At 42.0% G+C, this 17587-nt stretch carries 23 protein-coding genes and 1 pseudogene; 20 read left to right on the top strand and 4 right to left on the bottom strand.

All coding sequences use genetic code 11. The features are described from left to right. Window positions 1-91: 91 nt before the first annotated feature. From HCX92_RS14700 to HCX92_RS14675, 6 genes and pseudogenes are all read left to right on the top strand, one after another. A complete protein-coding gene (locus tag HCX92_RS14700) occupies window positions 92-805 on the top strand; it encodes a hypothetical protein (RefSeq protein ID WP_169295713.1) in 714 nt (237 codons plus the stop codon). Window positions 806-859: 54 nt separating this feature from the next. Continuing rightward, complete coding sequence (locus HCX92_RS14695; RefSeq protein ID WP_169295712.1) at window positions 860-1432, top strand: hypothetical protein; 573 nt, start codon at window positions 860-862, stop codon at window positions 1430-1432. 41 nt (window positions 1433-1473) lie between these two features. Next, a complete protein-coding gene (locus HCX92_RS14690) occupies window positions 1474-2271 on the top strand; it encodes a hypothetical protein (RefSeq protein WP_169295711.1) in 798 nt (265 codons plus the stop codon). A 54-nt stretch (window positions 2272-2325) separates the two neighbouring features. Continuing rightward, a pseudogene (locus tag HCX92_RS15095) lies at window positions 2326-2388 on the top strand (hypothetical protein); the annotation flags it as partial. A 36-nt stretch (window positions 2389-2424) separates the two neighbouring features. Continuing rightward, window positions 2425-4107, top strand: a complete 1683-nt coding sequence (locus HCX92_RS14680; protein ID WP_169295710.1) for an AAA family ATPase — start codon at window positions 2425-2427, stop codon at window positions 4105-4107. Further along, window positions 4098-5003 (top strand): DNA adenine methylase, encoded by a 906-nt coding sequence (locus tag HCX92_RS14675; protein ID WP_248290080.1) that lies wholly within the window; start codon window positions 4098-4100, stop codon window positions 5001-5003. Before HCX92_RS14680 ends, HCX92_RS14675 begins: the two co-directional genes overlap by 10 nt. Window positions 5004-5331: 328 nt before the next feature. Here the strand turns inward: HCX92_RS14675 and HCX92_RS14670 are convergent, their stop codons facing one another. The 4 genes from HCX92_RS14670 to HCX92_RS14655 all read right to left on the bottom strand — a co-directional run bounded on the left by HCX92_RS14670 (window position 5332) and on the right by HCX92_RS14655 (window position 7519). Next, the gene (locus tag HCX92_RS14670) at window positions 5332-5622 is read right to left on the bottom strand and encodes a DNA-binding transcriptional regulator (RefSeq protein ID WP_169295709.1); all 291 of its coding nucleotides are present in this window, start codon (window positions 5620-5622) and stop codon (window positions 5332-5334) included. Next, the gene (locus HCX92_RS14665; RefSeq protein ID WP_169295708.1) at window positions 5619-5933 is read right to left on the bottom strand and encodes a transcriptional regulator; all 315 of its coding nucleotides are present in this window, start codon (window positions 5931-5933) and stop codon (window positions 5619-5621) included. Before HCX92_RS14665 ends, HCX92_RS14670 begins: the two co-directional genes overlap by 4 nt. A gap of 723 nt (window positions 5934-6656) precedes the next feature. Next, on the bottom strand, window positions 6657-7148 hold the full coding sequence (locus tag HCX92_RS14660) for an ImmA/IrrE family metallo-endopeptidase (protein WP_169295707.1): 492 nt from the start codon (window positions 7146-7148) through the stop codon (window positions 6657-6659). Beyond that, window positions 7145-7519: a helix-turn-helix transcriptional regulator gene (locus HCX92_RS14655; protein ID WP_169295706.1), complete on the bottom strand. Its 375-nt coding sequence runs from the start codon at window positions 7517-7519 to the stop codon at window positions 7145-7147. Before HCX92_RS14655 ends, HCX92_RS14660 begins: the two co-directional genes overlap by 4 nt. A gap of 516 nt (window positions 7520-8035) precedes the next feature. On the opposite strand from HCX92_RS14655, the gene HCX92_RS14650 reads away from it, so the two are divergent. From HCX92_RS14650 to HCX92_RS14585, 14 genes are all read left to right on the top strand, one after another. Further along, on the top strand, window positions 8036-8251 hold the full coding sequence (locus HCX92_RS14650; protein ID WP_169295705.1) for a hypothetical protein: 216 nt from the start codon (window positions 8036-8038) through the stop codon (window positions 8249-8251). Between the two features lies 1 nt (window position 8252). Further along, entirely contained in the window at window positions 8253-8393 is a 141-nt protein-coding gene (locus HCX92_RS14645) for a hypothetical protein (RefSeq protein ID WP_169295704.1), read from the top strand. After that, a complete protein-coding gene (locus HCX92_RS14640; protein WP_169295703.1) occupies window positions 8384-8692 on the top strand; it encodes a hypothetical protein in 309 nt (102 codons plus the stop codon). The genes HCX92_RS14645 and HCX92_RS14640 overlap by 10 nt, the downstream gene beginning before the upstream one ends. Next, a complete protein-coding gene (locus HCX92_RS14635; protein ID WP_169295702.1) occupies window positions 8689-8868 on the top strand; it encodes a hypothetical protein in 180 nt (59 codons plus the stop codon). Before HCX92_RS14640 ends, HCX92_RS14635 begins: the two co-directional genes overlap by 4 nt. Window positions 8869-9025: 157 nt before the next feature. Then, window positions 9026-9841 carry a PD-(D/E)XK nuclease family protein gene (locus HCX92_RS14630; RefSeq protein WP_169295701.1) on the top strand — a complete coding sequence of 272 codons (816 nt, stop codon included), beginning with the start codon at window positions 9026-9028 and terminating at the stop codon, window positions 9839-9841. Between the two features lie 2 nt (window positions 9842-9843). Further along, window positions 9844-10767: a hypothetical protein gene (locus tag HCX92_RS14625; protein ID WP_169295700.1), complete on the top strand. Its 924-nt coding sequence runs from the start codon at window positions 9844-9846 to the stop codon at window positions 10765-10767. Window positions 10768-10770: 3 nt separating this feature from the next. After that, window positions 10771-12582 carry an AAA family ATPase gene (locus HCX92_RS14620; protein WP_169295699.1) on the top strand — a complete coding sequence of 604 codons (1812 nt, stop codon included), beginning with the start codon at window positions 10771-10773 and terminating at the stop codon, window positions 12580-12582. Between the two features lie 202 nt (window positions 12583-12784). After that, the gene (gene ssb, locus HCX92_RS14615) at window positions 12785-13255 is read left to right on the top strand and encodes a single-stranded DNA-binding protein (protein ID WP_169295698.1); all 471 of its coding nucleotides are present in this window, start codon (window positions 12785-12787) and stop codon (window positions 13253-13255) included. Between the two features lie 13 nt (window positions 13256-13268). Further along, entirely contained in the window at window positions 13269-13478 is a 210-nt protein-coding gene (locus tag HCX92_RS14610; protein ID WP_169295697.1) for a hypothetical protein, read from the top strand. Further along, entirely contained in the window at window positions 13471-13680 is a 210-nt protein-coding gene (locus tag HCX92_RS14605; protein WP_169295696.1) for a hypothetical protein, read from the top strand. The genes HCX92_RS14610 and HCX92_RS14605 overlap by 8 nt, the downstream gene beginning before the upstream one ends. A gap of 53 nt (window positions 13681-13733) precedes the next feature. After that, window positions 13734-14003: a hypothetical protein gene (locus HCX92_RS14600; protein ID WP_169295695.1), complete on the top strand. Its 270-nt coding sequence runs from the start codon at window positions 13734-13736 to the stop codon at window positions 14001-14003. After that, window positions 13984-15060, top strand: coding sequence for a tyrosine-type recombinase/integrase (locus tag HCX92_RS14595; protein WP_169295694.1), 1077 nt, complete (start codon window positions 13984-13986; stop codon window positions 15058-15060). Before HCX92_RS14600 ends, HCX92_RS14595 begins: the two co-directional genes overlap by 20 nt. Before the next feature lie 502 nt (window positions 15061-15562). Next, window positions 15563-17131: a bifunctional peptide-methionine (S)-S-oxide reductase MsrA/peptide-methionine (R)-S-oxide reductase MsrB gene (gene msrAB / locus HCX92_RS14590; RefSeq protein WP_169295693.1), complete on the top strand. Its 1569-nt coding sequence runs from the start codon at window positions 15563-15565 to the stop codon at window positions 17129-17131. A gap of 18 nt (window positions 17132-17149) precedes the next feature. Next, window positions 17150-17521 (top strand): rhodanese-like domain-containing protein, encoded by a 372-nt coding sequence (locus HCX92_RS14585; RefSeq protein WP_169295692.1) that lies wholly within the window; start codon window positions 17150-17152, stop codon window positions 17519-17521. The last annotated feature ends 66 nt before the right edge of the window (window positions 17522-17587 follow it).

The following is a 17587-nucleotide window of genomic DNA, read 5'->3' as shown; positions in this document are numbered from 1 at the left end:
CATCACACCGAGGCAAAAATTACATCAACATAAATTAAATAATTCTACTGCCAACTGCTATTAAAAATGGGGTGATTACCGGTTGATTTCTGTGTTAGTCGGATTTGTTGGTTTTGGATTAACTTATACGGATGAATATAAAGAAAAAGAAAATATTAAAAAAGAAGAAAATAAAAAAATTGCTGAAGAAAAAGAAATAAAAAAACAAGAAGTTCTTATAGAGAAAAAAAGATTAGCAGAAGAAAAAGAAAAGGAGAAAGAGCAAAAAAAACTAGAAGGGCACGAGCTTTTTACAATTACTCAAAAAGATATGCCAAAAACGTATAAAAAATGGGGAAAAGCATACATTGAAAGAATTAATGCTTTGATGCCAAAAGCAGCTGAACTTGTAGTTAAGGCAAGTAATTGTGATCAATTGTCTTACGTGAATTTATCAGATAATGAAAGTATCCCAAAAGAAATAGTATATATATACGCTGATTGCAAAAATGGTGAGCGTTTTATGATGTCTGAAAGTGATATTAATAATGGAAATGTACCAAAATCCATTAACCAGATATTTGAATCATATGATGAGTTTGATTTAATAGGTAACTGTGCAAATTTAATAAAAAAATCACTTAAATTTCCATCTTCATTTGATTTGAACGGATTTTATAGTAAAGCAAAACCAACGGGTAGTTTTTTGATAGAAATTTATGTCGCTTTTGATGCGAAAAATTCATTTGGGGCAGAATTGCCACAGCAAGGTTATTGCACTATGAAAAATAATATAGTTACATTGAATTCTATTGAAAACAGGTAATGATTTTAAATAGCATTGATGGTTTTTAAAAATTTAATATTTAGGTAACATTTTATGTTTCGTGTAATTTTTTTTATTGTATCCATGTTTTTTTCATCGGTAGCAATTACGCAACCTAATGACTATCCGTTTGGCTTAACTGAAGGTATGAGTAAAGATGAATTAAAGAAAGCATTAATCGGATATGAAGAACTTAATGAGTTTGTTACAACAGCAACTTCGGTTCCGAAACCAGTAAGTTTGTTCGATAGTTATGTATTTCAGTCAACAAAAGAGACTGGGCTTTGTAGAGCTTTTGGCATGACAAAATTTACCTCAAGCAATAGGGATTTAGAGGAAGATTACAAAGTACTAAAAGAATCATTAACCAAAAAATATGGAAAATCAAAAACATTGGATAAATCTGAGCCATACACAGATGATATTCCATTAATTATGGCTGTTTCATCAGAAATAAGAAGGAAGGCTCAGCATTGGTCGTTGAGAGATGTTCCTGGCATACAGGAAATCATTCTTGAAGTATTTGCTGAAAATATTGTTGAAGGATATGTTTCAGTTGAATATGTATTTAGTAATGCCGAAAGTTGCCTTGAAATCATCAATGCTGAAGCAACAAAGGGGCTTTGATTAATAATTATTTGTTTAATCAGATATTTATAGGATGAGACATGAATTTCATAGCAAGATATTTTGAGAGTAGGTCGCAGAAAAAAGCCGCAAAAAATGAAATAAAAGCGAGAGCAGATGACTTTAAAATGTGTTTTTCTCAAGCTATTAACGAAGGATTTCATAACGCGACAGAATCAAGACTGATTGAATTACGTGATTCTTTGCCAGATTTTATTCATATTAAAGAGCGTATATCATTATTTGATGAACTGCTAAAAAAAATTCTTGATGATTATGTGGTTACTCCTGGCGAAGAGAAAAAAATAAAAAAATCAGTAAATATACTGGAAATTCCTGAGGTTTTGATTGCAGAAAAACTTGAGACTGTCAGAGTTTTGGCTATGGCTCACAATATTTCTCAAGGAGATAGCCCAATTATCACGCCTTCACGAGCTATTTTAAGAAAGACGGAAATGGCCATGGTTGAGGTTCGGGCTTGCTGGATGGGAACTCAAAAAACTCGTGTCTATAGAGGGGGGAGTAAGGGGATAAGCTTCCGCATTGCAAAAGGCGTACATTATCGTGTTGGTGCCCAACGTGGCACCAGTGAGACTATTGAAAATGAAATTATTGCATCTTCTGGGGAGTTGGTTGTTACAAACAAGCGTGTTGTTTTTACTGGTGATGTAAAGTCATTTTCGTTCAATATAGATCGGTTAATCAGTATTGACTTGACTACAGAAAAAGTTATTTTTCACCTTGAAAATAGAGTAAATCCTTACGTACTTCGTCTTTTTGGTAATGAGTCATATTTTCTCAGTGCGGCATTAACTTGGGCGGCAAATTTAGATGAGTAACCTGTATTTAGGTTTTTTGGAGGATGCTCGTATAGGTCAGGAAATTATTGCACTGGGCCTAGGGGCGGGAAGTATTGCTACAGTGACTCCGGGAAGAAGAGTTATTTGAGGAAGTGAGTAGTTGTGGTTAGTTAGAAAATTAATGGAAAAATTATGACTCAAGAAGAAAAATCTAAAAGCGAACTTGGTTATCAGGATAATAAAGATATTCCTATAAAGTCAATAAAACGTATTCATATTAATGAATTTCGCTCATTCAAAGAAAGAACAATAGAGCTAGGGTCTCAAATAACTGTTATGGTTGGAAGAAATGGAACAATGAAAACATCACTGATGGGGTTAATTGCACATCCGTTTTCTAGTGAGTCAAAAGATGCTTTTGGAAGAGAGTTAAAAACTACATTAAGTAATGTTTTTAGATTTTCACCGCAATATGATAACAAAAATTATTCATATAATATAGTTTGTGATGTTGATGGTAAAGATGATTTATTAAGTGAAAAAGTTAATATTTATTTTGTGGCGCAAAAAACAAATAGGCATAGAGTAGTTGTCTCTGGAGGAAATGATGGGGATGGTAATTTTAATTACAATACTTCATTCCTTAACTTGAAAAGATTATTGCCAATAGTTGATACAAATGCTAAGTCTATATCTGATGATGCTTTTCATTTAGATGAAGATGAAAGAATTCTACAAAAAAATTTTTATGAATCTGTTTTTCCTAGCAATGTATATGATACATTTTCTGCTGTTTTAGAGAAAAACCAAAAAACTACATTTGCACCAGCCGGTAATAATGCAACTTATGATTTTAATGGAATTTCATCTGGGGAGGATAATTTAGGTGCTGTTTTTAATAGGATGATAGGATTTCAAAGAGCATTTGATAAAAATCAAAAAACTGGCGGTGGAATATTCTGCATTGATGAATTTGATAGCTCTCTTCATCCAACTGCACAAATACGATTATTTAAATATTTGTATAGCTGGGCAAGTAAATATAAGGTTCAAGTTGTTATATCTACTCACTCTTTACATTTAATTCTTTATATTTATAGGGAACATAAAATTAATGTTGATACAAATAGAATAGTTTTTAATTTTATCAGCACTGCTCATACTGGCAATGATAATAATTATGAAATAATTAAAAATCCATCATATGAACTTGCTTATAAAGAATTAACATTAGAAGAACCTGAAGATCTAATAAAATCACACAAGATAAATATTATTTGTGAAGATGATTATGCAAAACATCTTATTCAGCGCATTGTTACGAAAAGAAATATAACAAATATGCTTGATTTTACGACAAATCTTGATGAAGATAGTAAGAATAACGGAACAGCTTATACAAGCATGATTAAGTTATGTAAAAATTATTCTTATTTGCTAAAAAATTCTATAGTTGTTTTTGATGCAGATATTAATGAAAAAATTTTATCTACCATTAAAGGGAATAATAATTATCTTGTTCTTCCAGATGAAAAAGAATTGGCAATTGAACGCAGAATTATATATTTCATTTTAAATTTATCTGGAGATAATGATTTTTTTAAAATAATAAAAAAAACTAGGGAAAAATTTCGCTCTGAATTTACTGATGCAGGAATTTTAAGCCTTACACCAGCAGATATATTGGACGAGAGGAAAACTCCCATAAAAAATTGTAAAAAATGGGCAAATAGTGATCCAATTTCTTTTAAGAAATATATAACGCAGTATGTAAAAACTATTCCTGAGCAAGCCGAAGATTTCAGAGAAAAGTTAATTTCTAAAATGAATGATATTTTAAACGCACACGGTTTACCAGAAGTAAAATGGCTTTGACTAAGCTGTACAAAAAAACTTACAATGTGGGTCAAATGGGACCAACTTTCTTCACCCCCCTTCGATATCCAGGCGGCAAAGGCAAATTTGCCCCTTTCATTGAGTCTCTCATAGAGGCCAATGGGCTTCGTGGCGGCCACTATCTTGAGGTTTATGCTGGCGGCGCTGCTGTGGCACTTGATCTGTTATTCAAAAATTACGTTTCCGACATCCATATCAATGATTTTGACCCTGCTGTTGCCTCCTTCTGGAGGGCAGCAGTGGATATGACTGACGAACTGATTGAAAAAATCAGGGCAGTGGAGGTCAACATGGATAACTGGTACCATTTCAAGGCCATCATGGAAGATGAAGGCAATACAGATACTCTCGAAAAAGGCTTCGCCACATTTTTCATGAACCGATGCAATCGTTCTGGCATCCTCAAAGGTGGTGTAATCGGTGGTAAGGCCCAGGCAGGGAACTGGAAGCTGGATGAGCGCTTTAAGAAAGACAACCTTATTCAAAGATTTGAACGCATAAAACAACATCGTGCGCATATTCATGTATACCAGGAAGATGCTAAGCTATTGCTTGAGCGCTGTGCGGATTTTTTGCCTGAAAACAATTCCTTGATTTATCTGGACCCGCCTTATTACGTTAAGGGCCAAGGCTTGTATCGTAACTTTTATGAACATCAGGATCATATCGACATAAAAGACACGCTGGGCTCTCTCAATCATAAGTGGGTTGTTTCATACGATAACGTACCTGAAATATGTGAAATTTACTCACAGAGCACCAGCCGTGAACATGCTCTTACCTATACGGCTCATGAGAAAAAAATAGGCAATGAAGTTTTGTTTTTCAGCCCAGGCTTGACTGTACCTGATGAAAATTTGCGATCTGTGGCGTAAAAAACCACAAAACTGGCTCCATATTCCCCGGGGAATATGAGGAAATAGTAAAAAAACAGCAATTTGCCAAAAAATGGCAAAAAGCCATACTATAGATTTTTAAAAAGTTTGTTATCCTTTTTTGCCAACGATTCGTTGGTTTTTGAAAGGAAATAAAATGAAAATCTACATAATTTCGCTGTTTATGTTCAGCTTAATTTTCATAGGACTATGGGGGCTTTTTAGCTCACCAAATCAGAAAAAACTCGGTATATCACTAATTATCATGGTAATTGGTATTTTTACACTTCCAATTTTAAACTATAGCCTGTGATCCACTAAAACTGCATTAAACAACCTCATTCAGCTCACGCAACACTTCAGGGTGCCGGCCAGCGATCTTCAGTAGCGTTTGTGCGGCACCACTGGGGTTGCGTCTGCCTTGCTCCCATTCTTGCAAGGTACGCACGGAAACCCCCAGCAGTTTAGCGAAAGAGTCCTGGGAGAACCCGGCATTAATACGAGCTTTTGCCACCTCAGTGACGCTAACTTTAGTGGCTCTTGCAAACTGCCGGGCTTTCATTTCTCGCACGGATTGAAGAAGTTCGTCTTCAAACTGTTTCATTTCTTTATCATTCATTTTGACACCTCATTTTTCAGTTTAAGCAAAAACTCGGTAGAAAGATTATCGAATTTCGCTTTTGTGTACGCTATCAGTAACGATATTTCGCCTGTGGGCAGCGTATTGAAATAAATGATTCGCACACCACCACGTTTGCCAACACCCTGTTTACCCCAACGTACCTTACGCAGACCGCCCGAGCCAGGGATGACATCGCCCGCTTCAGGGTTGCAGGCAATCCACTTGATAAACTCATGGCGCTCGTCATCTGTCCAGATATCAGCGATTGTTTTTATAAAAATGGAGGTTTCGTAGACGGTGTAAAACATGAATATGATTATACGTCATTGACGTATGTTTTTCAATTTATTTATGATAAGCCTTGACAGCTATACTGAGACCATTTTTTCAAAAAACAAAACCGCCCGTAGGCGGCCCCACAATTTATTTGTGGCAATCATACCTTATTTGCCTGGGTATGATCTGCAGTGCTCACGCACATACTCCAGTTTGCCGCGGCGAAACCGTATGTATGGTGAGACATGCACGCCTTTCGGCAGAGTACAATGTACCATAACAACCTCCAAAATGAGGAGATTCGGAATAGTTCGCTTGTTACAACAATCTGCTTGATGCGTTTCACACAAAAATGTAGGCGCAATAATGGAGATCCGAAGATCTCCATTATTGATTAAGCGCTATTTACATCGACACCCCGGAAAGACGAAGTATCTAGCATTTTTGGGGTAGATACGAACGCCTTTCTTAGTGATGTAAGGTGTATACACTAAGTCACATGGCTTGCCACATCTTGGGCATACATCACGTGTAGTCATACGATTCTCCTTAAAAGGACTGCCATCACGTGCGACAGGAGAAATCGTTTTTACATTTTAAAGTTGTCAATCAACTTTAATTTGCTATATAATATATAGCTTCTCTATGTAGTTACTCTTTCTGAATCAGCGGATGGAGAACTAATTCGAAGTTTTCAATACGCCAATATTGACCACTTCCCGAAAAGACTCAAAGATTTTTTTTGAGTCTTTTTTTTAAAAAAGCACCCCCTGCTTAGATCGTAAGTTATCAATGCAAACAGCCATATAATCAGAAAATAAATCTGCTTGCTCTTCAGAGTCCACTTCTTTGCAATCATTACCATAAGAATCATGCAATACTGCTTTATGAGCTAGACAAAAGTGCCCAAGCTCATGAAACAATACTCTCAACCCTTTTTTTCTTTGCTTGGCATTCTTTGACTTAATAAGCTTTAAAATTCTAGTAGGTATTCGAATGGTTAAAGTAGAGGGATCATAGTGGCCATTTGTGCACGATGGCCACTCATCATCCTCAACGATATCAATCGTGAGGCCGAATTGTTCCGCCCATAAATCAAATAAATTTTCGATTTTATCGGGAAAGAGCGGTGTATCTAGGCCGAGTGGCTTGAGAATAGCTTCGACACTATTAAAAATTTGCATATCTGTAAGATATTCCACTCTTTGCCCTCTTAGCTGATATCGGTTACTGCAAGCTGTAGTCATTCTTTCTCCTTATGTTGTGCCTGCTTTAATTCATCAAATAACTCAGCAATCCTTTTAAGTTGTGCTGCACTAAAAGGGGACTGAGCGAAACCCGCTACTAACATTTTTTGCTGCAAAGATAGCCTGTCATTAAAAGTTGTAACTCCATTAGCTGCCGCTGCTAATTTTCCTAAATCCTCAATCGGATGACCTGCTTTTTCAAAAAATTGGGAAATTTTCTCAACCCATTCTTGAGAAATTTTCTTACGACCTGTCTCCATACCACTTAAAAAAGCAGCAGTAGTACCTAGTTTTTCGGCCATGGTACTTAAATTCTCTTCGCTCTCTATTCTTGCTTTTCTCACGGCTTTGCCAAAATCGGTAAGAGCCATATATTTCTCCTGGGTAATATGTAACCTTATTTACATGATTAATGTTGGGTTAAGTTTATGATTAACATCATACACAAAAAACAAAAAATAAACAAATTTTTAAACCGAAAAGGTAAATTTATTTATTAGATTATGTTTTATTTTCGACACTAATTAAACTCATTCTCTAAAACAACCGCCTCCCGGCGGTTTTTTTTCGTCTATCGGTTTTGGGGCGTGGGGTTGGGTGTTGTTTTATAAAGCATAAAGCTTAATTAAATAATGCAAAATGCTTTACTTTATAAAGCTATTAGCTTAATATTTACTCATCGACAAACGATAAGTTCTTTAAAACCCACAAACCGATGTGTCAATCCATTCAAGCGAGCGCATCCGCCCGGCAGACGTTAGACCCCTGCCAGGGCAGAGCATCGTAAGACCCGAAACAAACCTGTCTTTAAAAGCGGGTGCGTTCACCTGAGTGTTTTCTCGCATCGGTTTTGTGGTTTTTAAAGTCTGTTTTTAAGGATGATGAAAATGCCACGGAACACGCCAATAGTGCCATTGCGCACGATCTACAGCCAAACCACCCGAAATCCAAAACATACACCCAAAGATGACCAGCCGCTTTGCGAAGAGTGCGACCACTGCCAAACGGTTCGTGATCCTTACGCCACCGGTGACTGGTGGTACGCGGTGCTGGATTGCACACAAACAACTTGCCCGTTCGGCAAAACTGAAATGGATGATTGATATGAGTAAATATTTAATCAAGGTAAATGGAAAAGTGCTTAAAGCACTGGATGCCGTATCACATAGCCAGGCACAAAAAAAGTTCTGGCTGACTTACAGAGGGCCGGAAGTAAAAAACATGGTGGTGAAGCCATGGAAGTGAAATTTACACCGGGTCCCTGGAAATACATGCCGTTTCCTGATGGAGACCACTCAACTGGATTATGGCAGGTTGGGATCTTCAATCCACGTAGCTTAATCATCGGAGTCCGTGATGAAGAATATATGAAGCTTAGTGGTATCTGCACTGAGGCTGATGCCAGACTTATTGCCACCGCACCAGATCTTCTGGAAGCGTTGATTGAAATGGTTTCCGATTTTGACGGGTGTTATGCAGAAGCTGAGCCAGCAATGATGAAAGCCAGGGCGGCAATAAAAAAGGCTACAGGAGATCAATCATGAGTAAATCAGGCCGTGACCTGCATATACATTGTGCACGCGTGTATTTGCAAGAGGCGAGACGATTCAGGCATTGCAGCTTCCATGCCATCTTGCTTGCTTGGGCAAGAAATAACCGGCTGCTTGCTGGCAATGAATCAAGCAAACAAACACTCTTGCAATTGGAGTTGATTTTATGAACCCTTACAAAGATTTAGGCGATATCTGCGAGAAAACAGATCACTCATACGAACCGCTCACTGGCAGCTGGGTACCGAATGAGCCTGGATTTGATTGGCTACTTGCAATCGCAATGCTGGTTGGTTGCGTAGTAATAATTTTATTGATGGTGTGGCTATGAACAACATTATTAGCATTCGCGCCAGTTCCTTGGCTGATTTATTTGACTGCCCTAAGCGCTGGTATACCCGGAACATCCTTAAAAAGAGTACTCCGGCAAGTTCCCGGGCAAGGTTGGGCACCAGTATTCATGCCGGCACAGAAACCTACGACTTGGCCAAGCTGCAAGGCAGTCCCATTTCAGCAGATGATGCGGCAGAAGCAGTCATTAACACCCTGTATGCAAAATATGATGGTGCTGGGGAAGAAATTGACTGGGGCGATGAAAGCCCCCAGCAATTGGAAAACATTGCCCTGGCACTGCATACAAAGTACTGCGTGGAGATCGGCAGCAAGACTGACTATAAAGCCGTTGAAGTCCGCTGCAACCCCGTCACTTTTGAGGATATCGGCATCAAGCTGACCGGTTCGGTTGACCGGATTTACCAAACGGAAGATGGCGAACTGGGTATTGCCGACATCAAAACCGGCGCCACGGCCGTATCCGCTGACGGTACCGTTAAAACCGGCCAGCACATTGCCCAGCTGGGCGTCTACAACATGCTGGCTGAATTAACCCTGCGGGAAGAAATCACCGCTGAAGCCAAAATTATTGGCCTGAACACGGGCAAAACACCAGCGGCCCAGCGAGTCGGTGTTGGGTCCATTCCCAATCCAAAAAACATCCTGCTTGGTGATGACGAGAACAAAGGCTTTCTTGAACAGGCTGCCTCAATTGTCCAGTCCGGTGTTTTTTACGCAAACCCTAAATCCATGCTGTGCAATCCGAAATTTTGTCCAGCCCACCCTAATTGCAAATATAGAGGTAGTTAATTATGTCCACCACCACACTTCAAGAAGCACGTATCGCAAAGCCAGCCCATGCCGTTACTGCCGGTTTCTTTGATACAGACGGCTTTGCTCTGGTTCAGCGTGTTGCCAAGGCGTTTTCATCTTCTGGCCTGGTGCCAGCTCAGTACCAGGGCGATAACGGGATTGCCAATTGCATGATCGCCTTGAATATGGCCCAGCGCATGAATGCGGATCCAATGATGGTCATGCAAAATCTCTACATGGTTCATGGCCAACCCGCCTGGTCCAGTAAGTTCTTGATTGCCACCGTCAACGCATGCGGTCGTTATTCTTCACTTCGTTATGAATGGAAGAATGAAGACAAGCCGGATTCAGATGAATACGGATGCCGGGCCTGGGCGGTTGAGAAGGAAAGCGGTGAGCGGCTTAACGGGATCTGGGTTACATGGAAGATGGTTAAGGCTGAAGGCTGGTCCAGCAAGAACGGTTCAAAGTGGAAAACCATGCCAGACCAGATGTTTATGTACCGTGCGGCATCTTTCTGGGTACGAACCAATGCGCCCGAATTATCGATGGGCTTTCAGACCCAAGAAGAAGCCATTGACACGATTGACGCCACGCAGGACGAGGACGGCCGTATTGTTGTCAATACAGAGTCGCTTCGCAAGGCCAATTCAGAGCAAGCAAAACCCAAAACAAAGAAAGAGGTTGATGCACAGGACGTTGATATTCGAGCTGTGAACGAGCCACGGGAAACTGCGGCCGTTAATGAGGCCAACATCGATCAGGAAACCGGAGAGGTGTTGCAAGATCAAGGCCAAGCACAAGCGTCCATTCTTTCCGATGAAGACGATGATCCATTTCTTGAGAAATCGCCAACTGAATCTTCGAGTCCCGTAAAAAATTACGTTGATACTCGCAATCGTCGCAGGGTCAATGTGGAGTAACGAATGAAAATCAATCATATCAATATTGAAAACGTTCTGGGCATATCCAATGCTGATGTTTCTCTGGACAAAAAAGTGACCTACTTCATGGGCAAAAACGGTGCCGGCAAGAGCAGCATCAAGGAAGCTATTAAGCTGGCCCTGCTTGGCCAGCCCGAGCGGGTTACCCTGAAAAAAGAATACGGGTCATTGATTCACAATAATGGCAAGGCGGGTGTTGCTTCTCTTGGTCTTGAGGGAGCAAGTAGCGATGAAGCCAGTTTTGTTTTGCCAAAAGGCGCTCATTCAGCCCCTGAATTTAAGTCTGCCATGGTTTATTGCCTGGACCCGCATTTATTTGCCGCACTGAAGCCGGAAGAAAAACGCGCATTCCTGTTTGAGCTGACCGGCACCAAGGTAAACCGTGAGGCTATCAGTAAACAGTTGGCCGAAGCCGATGTATCCGCTACCGTGATTGATTCAGTCCTGCCAATGCTTCGCCAAGGCTTTGCTGCTGCGGCCAGTTATGCAGAAGCGCAGCGCAAAGAATGCCGCGGTGCATGGCGCGGAGTAACTGGTGAAACCTATGGGGAAGTTAAGGCACAGACATGGCAGGCTGAACTGCCAAGCCGGCCTGATGATGGCGGCAACATTTCTATTGCCGAGCTTGAGCAGTCCTTGTCTGCCCTGCGGGCCACCTTGGCTGAAAATAACCAGGCACTGGGCGCGGCAAGAAAAGACCGGTCAATAAGAACTGCAGCACAAACCAATCTTGATGCCCTGAAAAAAGATGCATCGAGGCTGGAGCGAGTGAAAGCCAAGATTGCGGTTGATGATTCCGAATATGACCGCATTAAGGCGGATTATGACGAGTGCGCATTACGTGCCGGCACAGCCAAGCGCGAAGGCCTCATACACGATCTGGCTCGTTACCTGAACGGATTTGTAAAGCATTGCAGCACCGGGAATGATTCTTTTGACCGGGAAGCCGCGCAAGCCGTTGGCCGGTATGAGGATCAACACGGGGATGTGCTGGCTGGCGTTGCAAGAGACCCAGAGGCGGAAAAACGACTGCCCGAGCTTAAGGCCGCGCTGGATCTGATGGAAAGCGCGGTTCGCAATAACCAGCGTGATTTAACAATTTGCGAGCATGCCGCTGAAACATTAGAGAAAACCGCAGGCAACCAGCTACCAGGTGTAGACGCTATTGATGAAAAAATCAAAACTATTGAGGCGCTGATTAAAACCATTGATGCAGATATCCGTACCTACAGCGAAAAGCTGGAAGTTGAAAAAAATGCAGCACATGCCGCTGAATCAGCCGAAAAGCGGACAAAACAGGCGCAGGAATATCACCAGCAGGCCATGGCCTGGGGTGTTGCACTGGATCTATTATCGCCCGATGGCATACCGGCACAGATCTTGCGTGACGCACTGGGTCCATTCAATGCGATGCTATCAAGCGTAGCGGAAACATTTGACTGGGCGCCTGTTATGCTCGACGGGGATATGAACCTAACTTTTGGTGACCGACCTTATCAGCTGCTTTCCGAGTCTGAAAAATGGCGGGTGGACGCTGTCATTGGATTAACCATTTCAAGCATATCAAACCTTCGCATTGTTGTCCTGGACCGCTTTGATGTGTTGGATATCTATGGGAAAAACGAGTTAATTGATGGCCTGGATAATTTGGCAGCCGATGATTATGTGGATACAGCACTGGTGATGGGCACCGTTAAATCCAAGCCTGATTTGTCTGACTTTCCGGAGACTGAAGTGTTTTGGGTGGAAGCTGGGGAATTGGCCAATGAGCAACTTCTGAAAAAGGTGGCGTGATGAGAAAAAAACCAGCAGTCATGAAGCTGACTAAAAACAAAGAATATCGGACGCCAAAAAGCCTGTCATGGGAACGCACAGCCGAGTTTTATGGGGATCAGAGGATGTCAATGTGCGTCAGCAATGTTAAAGACAAACCGGTGAACTTGCGGAACGAAAACGTACGTGATGCAATTGATCAGGCAAGTAAAAGGGAATCAAAATGGCCAGTTTAAATAAGGTTCAAATTATTGGGAATCTGGGCCGGGATCCTGAGGTTCGCCACAGCCCCGATGGTATGGCCGTTTGTAGTGTCTCGGTTGCCACAACATCAAGCTGGAAAGACAAAAGCACCGGTGAAAAGCGGGACGATACTGAATGGCACCGTGTGGTGTTCTATAACCGCCTTGCTGAGATTGCCGGTGAGTACCTGAAAAAGGGCAGCTCTATATATATAGAGGGAAAGCTTAAAACCCGCAAATACCAGGATAAAAAAACGGGGGCGGATAAAACCTCAACGGAAATTGTCGCTGATCAGATGCAAATGTTGGGAGGTCGTGACACCAATGGTTTTGAGTCGGCCCAGCCATCACAGAGGCAGCAGGCACCACAACAGCGTCCAGTTCAGCGCCAGCAACCTGGACAGCAGGGCGCTGCTTATGTTCAGGACATGACCGATGACATCCCGTTTTGAATGAGGTAAACCAATGACGATAGAAACCATAGAGCAAGCAGTAGAACGGATCATTAAAGATATTTTCGGTCATGAATACGGCTTGAGTACTTATATTGGTAGGCATCCTCGTTTTGAGCTATTCATTAATGAGGTTGAGCAGTTGTGCAATGTTCGCCTGGGCGGTTTGTTCTTATGCGGAAAGGATGTGGTGGCCAAAGTGAAGGAGTTGCGCAATGGTTGAGTTTTTCAATCCCAGGGGAAAAACAAAAACGGTTAAGCGTTATGCATTCGGCACGCATTATGTGAACACTGCACCCGGGCAGGGGTATGGGATCCCTGCAATCGTACTCAGTAAATCAGGTGAATTTGTAAAACACAGTGATTATGAAAGGCTGAAGAAGAAGTACGAAACGCTATTGCTCAATAAGTGCAGGCTGAAATGACGAATGTCATCAGCCGGATATTGGAAACAACTTCAAGACATTGGGATAAACCTATGAATTTACCTTATCTGACAGATGTCGAAATCAATGATATTTGTGCACCACTCAGGCAGGCGCATGCGCAATGCCGGTACCTGACCGGTCTGGGCATGATCGTTCGTAAAAAACCGAATGGTCGTCCGCTTGTGGCTCGTAATGAGTTTGAACGGGCTATGATCAATCGCCCGGCATTGGTGCCGGCAAATGATGGTAGCGGCCAGCCTGACCGAGAGGCCTATCTGCGTCTTATCAAGAAGGAAAGAAATGGGACGAAAACGGCGTAATAATCCGCTGAACCTGCCAGAGCGTGTATATGCACGGCACGGTGCTTTTTATTATGTTCATCCGGATGGCAAGTGGGAGCGCATCGGGACGGATGTTGCCGAGGCCAGAAAGCGTGGGATTCTCTATTCGGACCCCGATAGCCAGTTCGGCACGATGGCATACTGGCTGGATGTGTTTCTGGTGCATTGTGAGGAACGCACTGGACTGGACAGGAAGAAAGGCGGACTATCTCCCCAAACCTTGAAGGACTACAAAAAAACGGTTGTTTACTTGAAGTCCTACTTTGGCAAGATGCTGGCCCATCAAATCAAAGGCCATCATGTTGCCGAATACCTGGACATGGGCATGAAAGCGAATAGGGGAGTGCGTGCCAATCGGGAAAAGGCAACACTGTCAGCCTGCTTTACCTGGCTTCGCACCAAGTCGGAGTCAGGCATTACTGATAACCCATGTATTGGGATTCGCAGGAATCGTGAAACCAAGCGTGATCGTTACGTGACGCATGAAGAGTACAAGGCGGTTGCCAGTATCGCTTCTCGCAATATCATTGCCTTGATGAACTTGATTTACCTAACGCTGCAGCGCCCTGAAGATATCATTGAATGGACTCCGGCCAATATCATCCAAAAACGGGAGTCTGACGGCACTGTTCGCAAGGTGATCAGGAACGACCAGGGCAAGCGCCTTGGCAATGGTGGGAAAGTGGTGGATATTCTGGTCACGCCCCAGATTGAGGCAATTTTGGAATCAATCTCCCCGAAGCCGCCCGTTTACCTGTCGGGCACCAGCACCTTTATCAGGACTCGCAAGGATTTGCCCTATACGTATTCTGGCCTGACAGCCATGTTGCAACGGTACACCCAAAAGGCTGGGGTACCGTCATTCGGTTTTTATGACATGAAGGGAAAAGGGGCCACGGACATGTGGCGTTCTGGGGTGCCGCTGGAACAGATTCAGATCCTATGTGGGCATGAGTCGATAACCACTACAGAGGTGTATGTGAAGTCGCGGTGGGTGGATACGGTTGAGCCAAACAAGGGTAAGCTGTCTGCATGAAAAGTACTGGATATCCTGCCAGAAACCGTGTTCAATATAGAAGACAGACCCGCATAAAATAAGGCTCTTGGGATAGCGGATTCACGTATAATATTTGACAATGCTCACTATGAAACCCTTATTTTATGCGGTTTACAGGCGGCTTTTTAGGTGGGACTCATAATCCTTTGGTCACTGGTTCGAGTCCAGTCGGGGGGACCAATAAAACGCTTTGTATTCAATAAATTAGCCGCTTTTATAGCGGCTTTTTTATTGCCTGCAATGGTTAAAAATGTTGTATAAATGCATCGTTAACCAGGTTATCTGGCCCTTGTTGAGCAGTGGTTTGTATTTGGTTTTTATCAAGACGTTTCTGGGTTCAGTCAGTATTAATAAAAATAAACACCAGCTGGAATCATTTAGTTGCAATCAATAGTAAAAAACTGACTGTTTTTTTTGAACGACTGATAAGAAAGTTGATCCTATTTAAAGGATCTTATTTTAATTTTTTCAGGGTTCAATCATGAAACTCAGGCAATGTGATTCTGCGAGAGTGTTTTTATGGGGTTTTTTAATATTGTGGATGGCAATATTATTTGCGGGTACAGGCAAGGCTTATGCAAATGAAACCGCTGGATTGCAGCAATTATTGACATTGCAAGATGGAAAAGGGCAACAGGCAAAAAAATGGATACAGGAAGGGCGTCCCACATTGGTAAAGCTTTGGGCAAGTTGGTGCCCCTTATGCTTGTCTGAGTTGGAGGCGACCCAGGCTTGGACGCAAGATAATGCTTTTGAAAATATTAATCTTGTTTCTGTTGTTTCGCCCGGGAGACTGGGGGAAAAATCCTTGGCGGATTTCAATGAGTGGTATGCCGGGTTGAATTACCCTAATCTTCCAGTGCTCCTGGATCCTGAAGGCAAGACAATCAAGAATGCCAGTGTTGCCGTCTATCCCAGTTGGCTTTTATTTGATAAAAACAAACAATTGGTTCGTGTTGTTAAAGGTAGTTTGCATAAGGATCAGGCACTTGTTTTAGTACAAGACCCTAAGTCTGATTTGAAAAAAGTCCTTCAGTCGTTTTACAAACCAGCTAAAGATACGGCTTCAATAACCATGAATCAGAAAACCATTTATCTGGCAGGTGGTTGTTTCTGGGGTGTTGAGGCTTATTTTGAACGTATTCCCGGTGTGATTGATGCGGTTTCCGGTTATGCCAACGGCCGTACAGAAAACCCAAGTTATGAAGATGTCATTTTCAGGCAAGCCGGTCATGCCGAAACGGTTAAAGTCACTTACGATGCCGACCGTTTGGGTTTGTCCGATATTCTTGAGTATTATTTTCGAGTTATTGATCCTACCAGCTTGAATAAGCAAGGTAATGATCGTGGAACACAATATCGTACCGGGGTGTATTTTACCGATCCTGCTGAAAAATCCATTATTCAGACTGCATTGGATGAGGAACAGAAAAAATATCGCAAGACTTTGGTTGTGGAAAACCAGCCTTTAGTGCATTTTTATGATGCCGAAGAATATCATCAGGATTATCTGGCAAAAAATCCCAACGGTTATTGTCATATTGACTTAAGCAAGGCGGAGATACCGTTAAAAAAACAGATTTCAGCAAATAAAGAGGGTAGTTGGAAAAACTTTACGAAGCCAAGTGACAAAGTGTTGCGTGATCGTCTGAGCCAAGAACAGTATCGAATTACTCAACAAAACGGAACTGAGTATGCTTTCAGCCATGCTTATGATAATTTGTTTGAACCGGGAATATATGTGGATATTGTCAGTAATGAACCTTTGTTCAGTTCCAGGGATAAATATGATTCGGGCTGTGGCTGGCCAAGTTTCACCAAACCAATAGATGAGAATGCAGTTACCAGGCATAAAGACCTTAGCTACAACATGCAACGTATAGAGGTAAGAAGTCGTATTGCCAACTCTCATCTGGGGCATGTTTTTCCTGACGGTCCAAAGGACCGGGGTGGGTTACGTTATTGCATAAACGGTGCCAGTCTGCGTTTTATTCCCTTGGGGAAAATGCAAGCTGAGGGTTATGGCAGTCTGGTCGAATTGGTTAAATAACAAAGAAAGGTGCAAGTGATGACAGGATTTAAAAACCTTATATGCGGGACTGTTTTTTTATTGAGTCTTGGTGCGGGAACATATGTATATGCCCAAATAGAGGAAGTGGGTTTGCAGCAAACTTCAGAGCAGGCAGCTGTTTGGATTGATGTGCGCACACCAGCTGAATATGCGAGCGGTCATCGGGCTGATGCGATAAATATTGAATACCAAAATCTTGGTTCGGCAATTATGTCCATAGCGCCTAATAAGGATGTGCCAATTAATTTATATTGCAGAAGTGGTCGCCGTTCAGAAATTGCCAGACAAACATTGCTGGATATGGGATACACAAATGTGATTAATCAAGGTGCTTATGAAAGTGTAAAAAAAACACTTACAAAGAATTGAAGGGCAAGCGTGTGTGTTGATGACGGTGTGAGTGTTCGTTTATTTGTTTGTGTTGTAAATTGGCAC

It is taken from the genome of Advenella sp. EE-W14 (assembly GCF_012923605.1).
In the GTDB taxonomy this organism is placed as follows: Bacteria; Pseudomonadota; Gammaproteobacteria; order Burkholderiales; family Burkholderiaceae_B; genus Advenella; species Advenella alkanexedens.
The sequence above is the reverse complement of the archived record's forward strand: the minus strand, read 5'-3'. Positions and strand labels throughout refer to the sequence as shown.

Excerpts from the sequence above, each read along its gene's own strand:
- HCX92_RS14695 (WP_169295712.1), top strand. The coding sequence starts at position 860 with ATGTTTCGTGTAATTTTTTTTATTGTATCCATGTTTTTTTCATCGGTA.
- HCX92_RS14690 (WP_169295711.1), top strand. The coding sequence starts at position 1,474 with ATGAATTTCATAGCAAGATATTTTGAGAGTAGGTCGCAGAAAAAAGCC.
- HCX92_RS14680 (WP_169295710.1), top strand. The coding sequence starts at position 2,425 with ATGACTCAAGAAGAAAAATCTAAAAGCGAACTTGGTTATCAGGATAAT.
- HCX92_RS14675 (WP_248290080.1), top strand. The coding sequence starts at position 4,098 with ATGGCTTTGACTAAGCTGTACAAAAAAACTTACAATGTGGGTCAAATG.
- HCX92_RS14670 (WP_169295709.1), bottom strand. The coding sequence starts at position 5,622 with ATGAATGATAAAGAAATGAAACAGTTTGAAGACGAACTTCTTCAATCC.
- HCX92_RS14665 (WP_169295708.1), bottom strand. The coding sequence starts at position 5,933 with ATGTTTTACACCGTCTACGAAACCTCCATTTTTATAAAAACAATCGCT.
- HCX92_RS14660 (WP_169295707.1), bottom strand. The coding sequence starts at position 7,148 with ATGACTACAGCTTGCAGTAACCGATATCAGCTAAGAGGGCAAAGAGTG.
- HCX92_RS14655 (WP_169295706.1), bottom strand. The coding sequence starts at position 7,519 with ATGGCTCTTACCGATTTTGGCAAAGCCGTGAGAAAAGCAAGAATAGAG.
- HCX92_RS14650 (WP_169295705.1), top strand. The coding sequence starts at position 8,036 with ATGCCACGGAACACGCCAATAGTGCCATTGCGCACGATCTACAGCCAA.
- HCX92_RS14645 (WP_169295704.1), top strand. The coding sequence starts at position 8,253 with ATGAGTAAATATTTAATCAAGGTAAATGGAAAAGTGCTTAAAGCACTG.
- HCX92_RS14640 (WP_169295703.1), top strand. The coding sequence starts at position 8,384 with ATGGAAGTGAAATTTACACCGGGTCCCTGGAAATACATGCCGTTTCCT.
- HCX92_RS14635 (WP_169295702.1), top strand. The coding sequence starts at position 8,689 with ATGAGTAAATCAGGCCGTGACCTGCATATACATTGTGCACGCGTGTAT.
- HCX92_RS14630 (WP_169295701.1), top strand. The coding sequence starts at position 9,026 with ATGAACAACATTATTAGCATTCGCGCCAGTTCCTTGGCTGATTTATTT.
- HCX92_RS14625 (WP_169295700.1), top strand. The coding sequence starts at position 9,844 with ATGTCCACCACCACACTTCAAGAAGCACGTATCGCAAAGCCAGCCCAT.
- HCX92_RS14620 (WP_169295699.1), top strand. The coding sequence starts at position 10,771 with ATGAAAATCAATCATATCAATATTGAAAACGTTCTGGGCATATCCAAT.
- ssb (WP_169295698.1), top strand. The coding sequence starts at position 12,785 with ATGGCCAGTTTAAATAAGGTTCAAATTATTGGGAATCTGGGCCGGGAT.
- HCX92_RS14610 (WP_169295697.1), top strand. The coding sequence starts at position 13,269 with ATGACGATAGAAACCATAGAGCAAGCAGTAGAACGGATCATTAAAGAT.
- HCX92_RS14605 (WP_169295696.1), top strand. The coding sequence starts at position 13,471 with ATGGTTGAGTTTTTCAATCCCAGGGGAAAAACAAAAACGGTTAAGCGT.
- HCX92_RS14600 (WP_169295695.1), top strand. The coding sequence starts at position 13,734 with ATGAATTTACCTTATCTGACAGATGTCGAAATCAATGATATTTGTGCA.
- HCX92_RS14595 (WP_169295694.1), top strand. The coding sequence starts at position 13,984 with ATGGGACGAAAACGGCGTAATAATCCGCTGAACCTGCCAGAGCGTGTA.
- msrAB (WP_169295693.1), top strand. The coding sequence starts at position 15,563 with ATGAAACTCAGGCAATGTGATTCTGCGAGAGTGTTTTTATGGGGTTTT.
- HCX92_RS14585 (WP_169295692.1), top strand. The coding sequence starts at position 17,150 with ATGACAGGATTTAAAAACCTTATATGCGGGACTGTTTTTTTATTGAGT.